The organism is Armatimonadota bacterium, assembly GCA_035527535.1.
Taxonomy (GTDB): Bacteria; Armatimonadota; Hebobacteria.
The window spans coordinates 19669-32498 of record DATLAK010000171.1 but is presented as its reverse complement, the minus strand read 5'-3'; the positions used below and the strand labels follow the sequence as shown (position 1 = coordinate 32498).

13 protein-coding genes are annotated in these 12830 nt (G+C 69.6%); all 13 read right to left on the bottom strand.

The features are described from left to right. Positions 1 to 12: 12 nt before the first annotated feature. Positions 13 to 669 (bottom strand): MBL fold metallo-hydrolase, encoded by a 657-nt coding sequence (locus tag VM221_12130; GenBank protein ID HUT75567.1) that lies wholly within the window; start codon positions 667 to 669, stop codon positions 13 to 15. Positions 670 to 686: 17 nt separating this feature from the next. Beyond that, the gene (locus VM221_12125) at positions 687 to 1607 is read right to left on the bottom strand and encodes a lactate dehydrogenase (GenBank protein HUT75566.1); all 921 of its coding nucleotides are present in this window, start codon (positions 1605 to 1607) and stop codon (positions 687 to 689) included. Between the two features lie 74 nt (positions 1608 to 1681). Beyond that, positions 1682 to 2203, bottom strand: a complete 522-nt coding sequence (locus VM221_12120) for a 3-isopropylmalate dehydratase (protein HUT75565.1) — start codon at positions 2201 to 2203, stop codon at positions 1682 to 1684. Positions 2204 to 2216: 13 nt separating this feature from the next. Next, a complete protein-coding gene (locus tag VM221_12115) occupies positions 2217 to 3473 on the bottom strand; it encodes a 3-isopropylmalate dehydratase large subunit (GenBank protein ID HUT75564.1) in 1257 nt (418 codons plus the stop codon). A 9-nt stretch (positions 3474 to 3482) separates the two neighbouring features. After that, the gene (gene folE2 / locus VM221_12110) at positions 3483 to 4259 is read right to left on the bottom strand and encodes a GTP cyclohydrolase FolE2 (protein ID HUT75563.1); all 777 of its coding nucleotides are present in this window, start codon (positions 4257 to 4259) and stop codon (positions 3483 to 3485) included. A 91-nt stretch (positions 4260 to 4350) separates the two neighbouring features. Beyond that, positions 4351 to 6366, bottom strand: coding sequence for a PAS domain-containing protein (locus VM221_12105; protein HUT75562.1), 2016 nt, complete (start codon positions 6364 to 6366; stop codon positions 4351 to 4353). A 61-nt stretch (positions 6367 to 6427) separates the two neighbouring features. Further along, positions 6428 to 7615, bottom strand: coding sequence for a glycerate kinase (locus VM221_12100; GenBank protein ID HUT75561.1), 1188 nt, complete (start codon positions 7613 to 7615; stop codon positions 6428 to 6430). A 21-nt stretch (positions 7616 to 7636) separates the two neighbouring features. Beyond that, positions 7637 to 8017 carry a cyclophilin-like fold protein gene (locus tag VM221_12095; protein HUT75560.1) on the bottom strand — a complete coding sequence of 127 codons (381 nt, stop codon included), beginning with the start codon at positions 8015 to 8017 and terminating at the stop codon, positions 7637 to 7639. Between the two features lie 35 nt (positions 8018 to 8052). Further along, positions 8053 to 8403, bottom strand: a complete 351-nt coding sequence (locus VM221_12090; protein ID HUT75559.1) for a hypothetical protein — start codon at positions 8401 to 8403, stop codon at positions 8053 to 8055. 54 nt (positions 8404 to 8457) lie between these two features. Then, complete coding sequence (gene raiA, locus VM221_12085; GenBank protein HUT75558.1) at positions 8458 to 9018, bottom strand: ribosome-associated translation inhibitor RaiA; 561 nt, start codon at positions 9016 to 9018, stop codon at positions 8458 to 8460. Beyond that, entirely contained in the window at positions 9018 to 10196 is a 1179-nt protein-coding gene (ispD, locus tag VM221_12080) for a 2-C-methyl-D-erythritol 4-phosphate cytidylyltransferase (GenBank protein ID HUT75557.1), read from the bottom strand. The genes raiA and ispD overlap by 1 nt, the downstream gene beginning before the upstream one ends. After that, the gene (locus tag VM221_12075) at positions 10150 to 11319 is read right to left on the bottom strand and encodes a TRAM domain-containing protein (GenBank protein ID HUT75556.1); all 1170 of its coding nucleotides are present in this window, start codon (positions 11317 to 11319) and stop codon (positions 10150 to 10152) included. The genes ispD and VM221_12075 overlap by 47 nt, the downstream gene beginning before the upstream one ends. A gap of 28 nt (positions 11320 to 11347) precedes the next feature. Continuing rightward, positions 11348 to 12721: a DNA repair protein RadA gene (gene radA, locus VM221_12070; GenBank protein ID HUT75555.1), complete on the bottom strand. Its 1374-nt coding sequence runs from the start codon at positions 12719 to 12721 to the stop codon at positions 11348 to 11350. Positions 12722 to 12830: the final 109 nt, after the last annotated feature.

The following is a 12830-nucleotide window of genomic DNA, read 5'->3' as shown; positions in this document are numbered from 1 at the left end:
GGTTCCAAGGGATCATAGCGCCGGTTCGAGCACGATCAGCAGTGGCTCGGGGGGCAGGGTCTCCGGGGTCACGGTGATCTCGGATCCCCCCTCTCGGCGTACGTTGTGCTTGCCGCGCAGGAAGTCGTCCACGGGTGCAATCGGCAGGTTCGCCTTGGGCGTCTTGAAGTGCATGGGGATCGTGATTCGCGGCCTCAGCGCCTGCATCACCCGCGTCGCCCCCTCGCAGTCGATGGTGAAGGTGCCGCCTACCGGGCAGAGCAGGACCTCCACCGGCCCGATCTCCGTCACCTGCGCATCGCTCAACTCATGGCCAAGGTCGCCGAGATGACACAGGCGCACGCCGTCAATCTCGGCACAGAAGACGACGTTGTCGCCGCGTGCCTCCCCGTTCGACGCGTCGTGTTTGGCGGCGATCCCGCGTAACCGCACCGAGCCCGCCCAATGGGCGCCGGGGGTCCTTATGACCTGCGGACTGCCCGGCACACCCGCCGCGAAGTTGTGATCGGCGTGATCGTGGGAGATGGCGACGACTGCGGCCGGCTCGCTCATCCGGCCGTAGCCGATGGCGCCGTTGAAGGCCCCCGGTTGATACGGATCGAACACGATGTTAGCGCCGTCGGCAGCGGCGACCAAGAAGCTCGCATGGCCCAGGTAGCGAATCGTCATCGCCTCTCCTCCCGCACCTACTCGATGCCGGCGAGGGTTTCGCGCAGTATCGCGGCCGAGGCGCGAAGGTCTTCCAGCTCTTGCGGCGCCACCGCGGGCTCCAGCACGTCGCAGACGCCTCGCGCGCCGACGACCGTGGGCAGGCTCAGGCACACACCCTCGATGCCGCACGCCCCGTGCTGTCGCGTGGACAACGGCAGCAAGCGGCGCGCGTCGGCGGCGATAGCGTGCACGACCTCGCGCACGCACTGCCCGATGGCGTAGGCGGCGCCTTGCTTGAGGCGGATCATTTCCGCCCCCGCGCCGCGCACCAGGTCGAGGATCTCCTCGCGCAGACCGTCGTCAAACCCGGGGTAGGAGTCCAGCGTGACCCCGCCGATGCAGGCCCGCGACCAGATGGGCACCATGCTGTCCCCATGCTCCCCCAGGATCAGCGCCTGCACGGCGCGCGGGTCGCACCGCAGCCGCTGCGCCAGCAGCGAACGCAGGCGCACCGTGTCCAGGAAGGTGCCGGTGCCGATCGCCTTGTTCGCCGCCCAGCCCGAATCCACCGCAATGTGGGTCAGCACATCCACCGGGTTGGCAACCACGACCAGGATGGCGTCATCGGCCAGCGCGACCTGCTCCAGTTGCCCCAGGATCTCGCGGAAGAGAGAGACATTGCGCCCGGTGAGCCGCAGGCGCGTCTCCTCCGGCCTGCGGCGCAGCCCGGCGGTGATGACCACGACGTCGGAGCCGGCCGCCATTTCGTATCCGCCCGCGCGCACGTCGAGCGGGCCGCACAGCGCGGAGCCGTGGAGCAGGTCGAGCGCCTCCCCGAAAGCCGCCTCCTGCATCACGTCAATGAGCGCCAACTCACGCACTACGCCTCCGGTTTGCAGCGCGAATGCCGTAGCCGCTCCCACCTTGCCTGCGGCGCCCACCACCGTGACCTTCACCTTGTCTCCCTCCTGTGGCGCCGGGCGCCGCGACCGCTCCGGGCACCCATCGGCGCGCGATGTCGGCGGCGACGCTAGACGTCGCCGCCGCCCCCGAGCGCGAACCCGCCGTGGCGCTTGAGATGCTGCACCAGGCCGCCGTCAGCGAGCAGGGTCTGCATCACCGCCGGCAGCGGCTTGACCGGGACTTCGCGGCCCTGCGTGAGGTCGCGCAGCACCCCGGCGTCGAGGTCCAACTCGAGGTCGTCGCCGTCGCGGATGAACTCGGTCTCGCTCTCGATCAAGGGCAGGCCCAGGTTGAAGGCATTGCGGTAGAAGATGCGCGCAAAGGAGCGGGCGATGACGGCGCTCAGCCCGGCGGCGAGGATCACCCGCGGCGCCTGCTCGCGGGAGGAGCCGCAGCCGAAGTTGGAGCCCGCGACGATGAAGTCGCCGGGCTCAATGCGCCGGGTGAATCCGGGATCGAGGTCCTCCAGCAGGTGCTGGGCCAGCTCCGTCATATCCTCTGACTTGAACTTGTAGCGACCCGCGATAATGTAGTCGGTATTGACATCGTTCGGCGGGTCAACCCGCCGCCCCTTGCCGCGCAGAATCATGATCCTTGGTCTCCTAAAGGTACCTGCGGGGGTCGGCGATGCGCCCCTCGATGGCCGACGCCGCGACCGTTGCCGGCGACGCGAGGTAGATGTTGACCCCCTGCGGGTTGCCCATGCGCCCCAGGAAATTGCGATTGGCGGTGGAGATCACGTTCTCGTTATCCCCTGGCACTCCGGCGTGAGTTCCCACACAAGGCCCGCACCCGGGAGTAACGAACACCGCCCCCGCCTCGAGCAGCGCGCGGTGAATGCCGCGCTCGATGATCTCGATCAGCACCTGCTTGGACGACGGCACGCAGATCAGGCGCGTGAGGGGATGCGCGTGACGCCCACCCAGCACTTGCGCGGCGACGGCGAAGTCCTCGACCCGCCCGTTGGTGCAGGTGCCGATCACCCCCTGCTGCACCGGCGTCCCCAGCGCCTCCTCCACCGGCGCGACGTTGTCCACCGTATGCGGCCTGGCTACCTGCGGCGCGAGGCTGGACAAGTCGTACTCCCGCACCTCGGCATACTGCGCCCCGTCATCGGCGGCGACCGGCTGGGCCGCCCGCGGCGAGCGCCCCCGCACCCACTCCAGGGTCCTGTCGTCGGCCTCCATGATGCCGAACTTGGCGCCCATTTCCACCGCCATGTTGCACACCGTGAAGCGCCCCTCCACCGACAGTGCGGAGATCGTCTCGCCGACGAATTCGACCGCTTGATAGGTCGCGCCGTCGGCGCCGATGTCGCCCACCAGGTGCAGCACCAGGTCCTTGGCGTAAACCCCCGGCGGCAACGTCCCGCGGCAGACCACGCGCATGCTCTGGGGCACCCTGAACCACAGCTTGCCGGTGTACGCCGCGGCCGCCAGGTCGGTCGAACCGACCCCGGTGGCGGCGGCGTTGAGGGCGCCGTAGGTGCAGGTGTGGCTGTCAGCGCCGACGATGAGATCGCCCGGCAAGACATGGCCGTGCTCCGGGAGCAGCTGGTGGCAAACGCCCTCGCCGATGTCGTAGAGCAGCGAGCCGTACCTCGCGGCCGCGCTCCGCATCTTGGCGTGGATGCGCGAAGTCCCCGCCACGGGACTGGGGGCTGAATGGTCGAGCACCATGGCGAAACGCGCGGGGTCGGCCACCCGCTCCGCGCCCAGGCGCTCCAGCTCATCAATGATCATCATCGAGGTGCCGTCCTGGCCCATCGTGAAATCCACGTCGGCGACTACGATCTCGCCCGCGCGCACCTCGCGCCCGGCGTGGCCCCCCAAGATCTTCTCGGCGATCGTAAGTGGCATGGGGCGGGGCTATCCCTCCTGTTGATATGCGTAGACGCTGTGGTTGTGGATGGATTCGTAGCTCTCGCACTCGACCTCGAACCAGGTCACACGCTGATCGGCGCGCAGACCGATGACGGCGTCGCGGACGATGTCCTCCACGAACTTGGGGTTGGCGTACGCCTGCTCGGTGACGAACTTCTCGTCCTCGCGCTTGAGCACGGGGTAAATCTCGGCGCTGCCGTGGCGCTCCAGCTCTGACACCAGGTCCTCGATCCAGATGATCTCTCCGGGGGCGTAGCGCACGCGCACGCGGAGCATCGCGCGTTGACTGTGCGCGCCGTGGGTCGAGATGTCGCGGCTGCAAGGGCACAGCGAAGTGACGGGCGCCTCCACCCCCAGGGTGAAGACATAGTCGTCGCCTGCCAGCGAGCCGGCGAACTGGCAATCGTGGTCAAGGTAGCTTTCGGCTCCACTCACCGGGGCGCGCTTGGCGATGAAGTACTTGAAGCGCATGTCAACGTGGGCGCTGGGCGCCTGCAGCTCGGCGCACACGTCGGCCAGCATGGCGCGAATATCGGGGCTGGCCACCGGGCGCTGGCTCCACTTGAACAGCACCGCCAGGAAGCGGCTCATGTGGGTGCCGCGAAAGTGGTGGGGCAGTTCGGCCGCGAGGTTGACGCGGGCGAGCACGCTGTCGTAGCCGCCCTCCTGGCGCCGTATCTGCGCCGGCAGGTGCACGTCCTTGACGCCGACGCGCTGGATGGTGACGCCGCGGTCGTCGTGGGCGGCGGCGACGTCCTTCATGGTCTGGCGTTGTGTCATCGAGGCGTCCGACCGGAGAGGCAGGTCCGGCTGGAGATTTCCTCTCCGCCGAGCGCGATTCCTGCTGCTGGCGTCAGCGCCGGGCCGCGGCCGCGGGAAAGGCGATGACGGCGGTGGTGCCGCCGCGCGCGCGGTTGCGCAGGGTGAAAGAGCCGCCGAGCTCTCCCTCCACCAAGCCGCCCACCACCAGCACGCCCAGGTGACCGTCGCGCCCGGCGTCGAATCCGGGGCGCAGCCCGCGCCCGTTGTCGCTGACGGTGATGCAAATGCGCTCGCCGGCGGTGATGCTGACCGTAACCCGCCCTTGCTCGCGCCCCGCCAGGCCATGCTTTACCGCGTTGCATAGCAGCTCGTTGAGCGCGACCCCCAGCGAGGTCGCAAGCTTGCACGGGAGCATCAGGCGGTCCCCGCGTACGCGGCAGGTGATGCGCTGGCCGGCGACCGAGAAGGTCTCGGCGACCATGGACGCGATCCGACGTGCGGTTTCCTTCATGTCAACCGCATCCAGGTCTTCTGCGTGCAGAAGTTGGTGAATGAGCGCGATGCTCTGGATGCGGGTCATGCAGTCGCGCAGGACCGACTCCTTGGTCGCCGCGGGGTCGCCCTGTGACAACTGCAGCGCCAGCAGCCCGGACACGACGGCCAGATTGTTCTTGACGCGATGGTTGAGCTCGGCCATCATGATCTCGAGCATGCGCGCGCGTCCCTGCTCGACCTCGTACAGTCGCGCGTTCTCGATCGCCACCGCGCCCTGCGCCCCGATCGTGCTCGCCATCGCGCGGTTGGACTCGCTGAACTCGCGCTCGACCCCGGGTTCGTCCAGGTAGCCGACGCCCGTGACGTGGGCGCCGTAGACCAGCGGCACCACCAGCACCGACTTCATCGCCAGCGCCCGTGCGCGTTCGTGGTCGCCCAGTGGATCCGTGGTCGCGTCCGCGACGTACACCGGGCGATGCTCCCGCACCGCCTGCAGGCCGCGGGCGCAGTCCAGACGCCGGTGCCGCGTTTCGCTCTGCAGCTGCGCGATCTGCTCCGGGCCGGCGCCGAAGGCGGCAAAGCCCTTGATCGTTTCTCCCTCCAGCAGGACGATGTGGCAGCGGCTGACGCCCACCGCCTCGGCCATGGTTGCGGCCACTGCGTGCAGGCATTCCTGGAGGTCGAGGCCCGATGACGTCGCCCGCGCCGCGTGGTACAGGGTGCGCGCCTCCCGCGCCCGTCGGCGCTCCGCCTGCAGCGCCCGTTCCATGCGCTCCTCGGCGGAGCGAATCTCGCTGATGTCGTGGAAGACCGCCACCGCGCCGGTCACCGCGCCGTCAATCATCACCGGCGCCGCGGCTACCGACACCGCTCGTTGGGGGTGCCCCGGCCGCAGCACCACCGCTTCCTCGCCGCGCACCACCTCGCCTCGCAGCGCCCGCGCCAGCGGCGCCTCGTGCGCGCCCATCGCGCCTCCGTCGGGGCGGACGAGCGCCAGCTCCGGCGCTTCGACGCCGAGGCCCGATCCCTCCTCCAGGCCGAACAGCGCCACCGCCGCCTCGTTGCACTTGCGGACTATCCCCGCGTTGTCCGCCAGCACGACGGCGCTGGCGATGCTGGCGAAGACCGCGTCGAACTGCTCCGCGCGCCGGCGCTCCTGCTCGGCCGCGCGGTCGGCCGCCTGCACCAGGTACGCGCGCTCGCTGACATCCGTGATGAAGACCATGATCTCCGCGACGCGCTCTCCCCGGTCGTCGAAGCGCGGGGTCAACTGCACGGTCCACAGTCGCTCGGAGCCGCCGTCGCAGCTCACCCGGAAGTTGCTGACGCGCGCGGCAGCCCCCGAGCCGCCGGCGGCCACCAGGAGATTGAGCAGGGCTTCGCCTCCCTGCCGCACTGCCTCGCCGATGGGCCTGCCCGGGAGCGCCGGCGCCTCCACCTGCATCAACTCCGCCCACGCCCGGTTCAGGTACAGCACCGAGAGGTCGGCGGCGCGGACCACGCACACGGCGCCGGGATGCTGCTCGAGGATATCGAATGCGCGGGCGACCTCGGGGCTGCCCGGGCCGGCGCATACCCGCGCACCGTGCACACGGTGACCGTTGCCATCCACCACCATCGTCCCGTCAGCGCGGAGCCGGTCGCCGCCTGCGGCCGGCGCGCAGATCTGTCGTTCACCCCTCGCCGCCGAGCCCGCCCGCCGGCAGCTTCCACTTGCCCTCGCCGACCTCGCGACCGGTCAAGATCAACCGCATGACCTTCTCCGCCGCGTCTTGCAGGAGCGCGCCCGCCTGTGCCATGGCTTCCGCCTCCGTCATCGGCGCCGGCACAATGCTAACCGCCGCGTCAATGCCGATCTCAGCCAGGCGCTCCGCCTCCTCGTGCACGGCGCCGGCGAGCGCTATCACCGGCACGTTGTAACGCCGCGCCAGCCGGCCGAGCCCGCTGAGCGTCTTGCCGTACGCGGTCTGGGAGTCAATCCTCCCCTCGCCCGTGATGACGAGATCGGCCGCCTCCAGGTAGCTCTCGAAGTCAACCGTTTCCAGCACCACCGCGATGCCCATGCGCGGCTGCGCCCCCAGAAACGCCATCAGGCCCGCGCCCAGCCCCCCCGCCGCCCCCGCCCCGGGGCGATCGGCCACCTCTTGCTTGAGATCACGCGCGATCACCGTCGCGTAGCGCATGAGCGCGGAGTCGAGCTCACGCACCATGTCGGGAGTAGCGCCCTTCTGCGGGCCGTATACGGCCGATGCGCCCTGGGGCCCGCACAGGGGGTTGTTGACGTCGGTGGCGATACAGAACTCCGTGGTGCGCACGCGCGCGTCCATGTTCGACACGTCTACCTTGGCCAGCCGCGCCAGCTCGGCCCCGCCGGGGCCGAGCTGCTCCCCGTTGTCGTCGGTCAGGCGCGCGCCGAGCGCCTGCGCCATTCCCGCGCCGCCGTCGTTGGTGGCGCTGCCCCCAACCGCGACGATGACCTTGGTGCAGCCTTGGTCCATCGCCGCCGCAATCAGCTGACCGGTGCCGTAGGTGGTGGTCACGCGGGGATCCCGCCGCTCGGCGGGGACCAGCGCCAGGCCCGAGGCCGCCGCCGTCTCGACCACGCCGGTGGTGTCGTCACCCAGGATGCCGAAGAAGGCCTCCACGGGCTCGCGCAGCGGGCCCCACACCCGCTGCTGCACCAGGCGCCCCCCGGTCGCGTCCACCAGGGCCTGTGCGGTTCCCTCTCCGCCGTCGGCCAGGGGGACGCGCACCAGCTCCGCGCTCGGCACAACCGCGCGAACGCCCTGCTCGATGGCATCGGCGGCCGCCACCGCGGTCAGGCTGCCCTTGAAGGAGTCCGGTGCGATTACTATGTTCATGACCTGCCCGCGCTCATCGGCCTAAACCCGCCCGGCCGCCTCCACCACCACGCGCGCACCGTCGGGCACCGACTTGAAGACCTCGGGGTCACCGACGACGCGGCCGAAGATGTTGACCGGGCTGGCGGGGCGAATCTCGGCGCCGCGGCTGGCGGGGGTGGGCCCGAAGAAGATGCAGAACGCGCTGCCCGGCCGCCAGTAGCCGAGATCGCCCATCTGCACCACCGCCTGGGGCTGCTCCTCGTCGCAGCGCACGGGGATGCTGAAGTAGATCTCGTCGCCCCAGGTGTTGGCGCTGCCCTCGATGGGCAGCGCGCGCGCGATCGCCTGCGCGGTCGCCGAATCATTGAGCTCGGCCTGCGCCTCGACATCGCCAGCACGAATGCGTACCACGGTTGACATGTCGCCCCTCCCCGCCGCGGACGGTGGGCCCGCGCTCACGGTTCGTCCTCCGCATCGCGTTCGCGGAACATCGCGGCGAAACGATCGGCGTACTCCTCCTCCAGGCGCGCGAAGTGCAGCTCGAATCCCACCAGCCACAGCATCATCAGCGCCTGCTCCAGCTGCTCCGCCTTGGTATCCAGCACCCGCGCGAAGAACTGCGTCACGATCTCGTCGTAATCGCGGGCCGACTCGCTGATCTCGAACGCGTGCCCGGCCTTGCCCGCGTCGGCGAACAGTTGAGATTGCATGCGCGCCAGGAAGTCCTGGACGTTGGCCGGCGTCGCTCGCTGCAATTGCCCGCCGAACTCCCGCTTGACCTCCTCGCGGAACTCGTCAAGTTTCACTCGCGCATACCTTGCCTGATCTCAAGCCCCCGGCCGGCGCTCCCGCAAGTGCGCTCAGTAGTCGGGGTCAACCAGCCCGTAGCCCCCGTCATCGCGCCGGTAGACGACGTTGACCCGGCCGCTGTCGCCGTTGACGAAAACCAGGAACTGCTGCTCCAGCATCTCCATTTCGTCAATCGCCTCCTCCACCGCCATCGGCGTCAACTGCACGCGCTTGGTTCGCACCCGACGCGGCGCCTCCTCGGCGTCGAGATCCTCCTCGGCGTCAGCCTCGACTGCGCCCTCGACCGCCGCCTCGGGCGCGCGCGCCTCCGGGCTTCTGCCGTGGGCGCGGTCGATAAGCTTGCCCTTGCGGTGCTTGATCTGCGTCTCGAGCCGGGTGACCGCGAGGTCAATCGACGTGTACATGTTGTCGGACCTGCCCTCGCCGCGAAACACCGCGCCGTCGGCGGTGACGGTCAGGTCAACGTTGTGCCAGTTGCGCTCGGTGCTCTGCACGACATGCACCGACGTCAGCTTGCGCAACTGCTTCTCGTACTTGCTCAGCTTGCGCTCCGTGTAGCGCCTGAGCGCGTCCGTGACCTCGAATTGCTTGCCGGTGAACGTTATGTCCATCACCCCTCCTCGGAACTGCAGTCATCACCGCTCGCAGCCGGCGCCACCGTGCATACGGCATGGCTGGCGATGCCCGCGCCGGCGCCGATGGCCCCCAATCCTTCGGCGGTCTTGCCCTTGATGTTGACGCGCTCGGGCGCGACGCCCAGGGCCTGCGCCAGCCGCCGCTGCATTTGCCCCACGGCCTCCGCGATGCGCGGCTGCTCCGCCACCACCACCGCATCCACGTTGATGACGCGGAATCCGGCCGCCGCCGCCATCGCCGCCACTTGCCGCAGCAGCTCCACGCTGTCCGCTCCCGCATAACGCGGATCGTCGTCGGGGAAACAGCGGCCGATATCGCCCAACCCCGCCGCCCCCAACAGCGCGTCGCTGACGGCGTGCGTGAGAACGTCGGCGTCGGAGTGCCCCGCCAGGCCCACTCCCCCGGGGAACTCGATGCCCCCCAACACCAGGCGCCGCCCTGCGACCAGGCGGTGCACGTCGTAGCCCACGCCGCAGCGCGACTCGCGCCTCCCCGTCCCCGCCGCCAGCAGCATCTCCGCCAGCGCGAGGTCCTGCGGGTATGTGATCTTCAGATTCCGCGGCGAACCCATGATCAATCGCACCGGCGCGCCCATCGCCTCGACCACGGACGCATCGTCGGTGGCGGCCGCGCCCTCCTGCCGCGCCCGCGCGTAGGCTTCCCTTAATAGCTCGACGCGAAACGCCTGCGGCGTCTGCGCCGCCCACAGCCCGTGCCGATCCACCGTCGTGCGAATGAGCTCACCCTCGGCGTACTTGAGCGTGTCGCTCACCGGCAGAGCCGCCACCGCCGCGCCGTGGGTGCGGGCGGCGGCGGCGCATGCCGCGATCAGCTCCGGCGTCACCAAGGGTCGCGCCGCGTCGTGCACCAGCACGCACTCCACGCCTGCCGACACCTCGCGCAGGCCGTTCATCACCGACTCCTGGCGCGTGCCACCCCCGGCGACGACCTTCTCGGTCTGGTCGCTCGGCCCGTGCGCGATGAGCTGCCGGAACGGCTCCACCTCGTCGGGCGGAGCGACCACCACGATCTCGCCCACCCTCGACGCCCGGAAGGCATCAAGGCAGTAGCTGACCATGGGGCGGCCGCCGAGCGGCGTCAGCGCCTTACTCCGCCGCGAGCCGAGTCTTTCTCCGGAGCCTGCTGCCGCTATTAGCCCGGCTGTCTCTGTCAGATCGCGCCTCCCCCGTGGGGTCGGTCCTCAAGTTGCCGAAGATCATCTTGCCCGCGACTGTCTGCAGCACGCTGGTGACGATGATCGTCACCGTCTCTCCCATGTGGCGCTTGCCGTCCTCGACTACCACCATGGTGCCGTCCTCGAGGTACGCCACGCCCTGGTTGAGCTCCTTGCCTTCCTTGACGATGGTGACCGACATCTCCTCCCCGGGCAGCACCACGGGTTTGACGGCATTGGCCAACTCGTTGACATTGAGCACGACAACGCCCTGGAGCTGGGCCACCTTGTTCAAGTTGAAGTCGTTGGTGACGATGGCCGCGCTGGTCGCCTTGGCGAGCTTTACCAGCTTGAGGTCCACGCCTTCGTTGTCGCCGAACACGATGTCGTAGCGATCATAGACCTCCACCGACAGGTTCAACTCGTCCTGCATCTGGTTGAGGACGTCGAGGCCCCGGCGACCGCGGTTGCGCTTGAGGCTGTCCCCGCTGTCGGCGATGAGGTGCAGCTCCTCGAGCACGAAGTCCGGCACCAGGATCGGGCCCTCGAGGAACCCGGTGCGGCAGACGTCGGCGATGCGACCGTCAATGATCACGTTGGTATCCAGCAGCTTCGCGCGCGAGCCGGCCGCTCCGGCGTCGCGGCCGCCGGCGCGGCCGACGAGGTTGGGCATGAAGAACGACAGCTCCTCCTTCATGCTCATGGCGATGCTGCCGCCGAGGTAGATGCACGCAACCCCCAGCAGCAGCACCAGAAACGGCCCCAGTCGCGGGATGATAAGCACGAACCGCCCCAGCAGCACGGTGAGCACCAAACCGATGATCAGGCCGACCACCCCCGCCACCTTGTCCGGGGCGGGGAACCGCTGCAGGTTGCAGGCGAGGCCTACCATCTGGCGGAAGATGACGCCGGCCAGCGTGAACCCGATGAGGAGTCCAAGAACGACAAACGCAATGCGATACCAAAGCACGAAGTATTGGCCGACCTCCGCGTTCTTGATGAAGGACAGCCCCAGATAGATATCGGCGAGCTCCCCGAACACGACCGCCGAGACCAGGCTGAACGCCAAGCTGAAGAGGAACCCCATCACGCGTGTTGCCATTGTCCTTCACCTCCTCTCTGCGCCGGAGTCACGAGCTGCCCGCGGTCAGCCCGGCGGCGAAGGCCTCGCCGACATCGGCCACCGCTACCACCTCCAGCTCGTCAAAGGCGCGCGACACGCCGCCTGCGGGCGCTACGCAGCGGCGAAAGCCCAGACGCGCCGCCTCTCGCATTCGCTCCTCCGAACGGTTGACGCTGCGGATCTCCCCCGACAGCCCGACCTCGCCGAAAAACACCGTCTCCGGGCACACCGGCCGATCCTTCAAGCTGGACGCCAGGGCCACCGCCAGGCCCAGATCAGCGGCCGGCTCCTCCACCCGCACCCCGCCGGCGATGTTGGCGAAGACATCCTGCGTCGACACCGCCAGCCGCGCCCGCTTCTCCAGCACCGCCAGCACCAGGGCCAGTCGCCGTGGGTCGACGCCCGTCGAGCTGCGCCGCGGCGCGCCAAACGGCGGCGCCGGCGACGCCAGCGCCTGCACCTCCACCAGCAGCGGACGACTCCCCTCCATGCTCGCAATCACCGCCGAGCCGGGTGCCTCCGCCCGCCGCTCATCCAGGAATGCCGCGGACGGATTCGCCACCTCCACCATTCCCTCCTCGCGCATGTGGAACACACCCAGCTCATGGGTGGGGCCGAACCTATTCTTGACCGCCCGCAGCAGCCGGTAGTCATGGTGCCGCTCGCCTTCGAGGTAGAGCACCGCGTCCACCATGTGCTCCAGTACGCGCGGCCCCGCGATCGCCCCCTCCTTGGTCACATGGCCGACCAGCAAGATGGGCCGCGAGGATTGCTTGCCCGCGCGCATCAGCAGCGCCGCGCAGTCCCGCACCTGGCTGACACTGCCCGGCGCGCTCTCCAGCGCCGGATCGTGCAGCGTCTGCACCGAGTCCACGATCACCAGCCCCGGCGACACCTGCTCCACCGCCGCCAGGATGTGCTCGATGTTGGTTTCCGCGAGCACCACCAGGCGGGCGTCAACCGCCCCGATGCGCTGCGCCCGCATCCGGATCTGCCCCGGCGACTCCTCCCCGGACACGTACAGCGCCCGCCCCTGCGCCTCGGTGAAGGAGCGAGCCGCCTGCAGCACCAGCGTGGACTTGCCGATCCCCGGTTCGCCGCCGATGAGCACCAACGCCCCCGCTACCAGGCCGCCCCCCAGGACGCGGTCGAACTCGCCGATGCCGGTGGGCTGGCGCGCGGTGGCGGCGACGACCACGTCGGAGATGCACATCGGCGCCGCTGGCGCCAGCGGCGGCCATCGCGCGGCCGCGCCGCGGCCGTGGGCCTCCACCCGCTGCTCCACCAGGGCGCTCCAGGCGCCGCAGTCGCGGCACCGGCCCATCCAGCGCAGGTGTTCGGCCCCGCACTGCTGGCACACATATATGGCCCCGGCTCTCATGGTTTGGCGATCCGGTTAGGCGCGCGGAGCGGAAGGCGGGGAAAAGGAAACGCCCCCGCGCGGCGCACCGCCGGGGGCGAAAGCGTGCGCCCGGTATGTTCGACCCCCC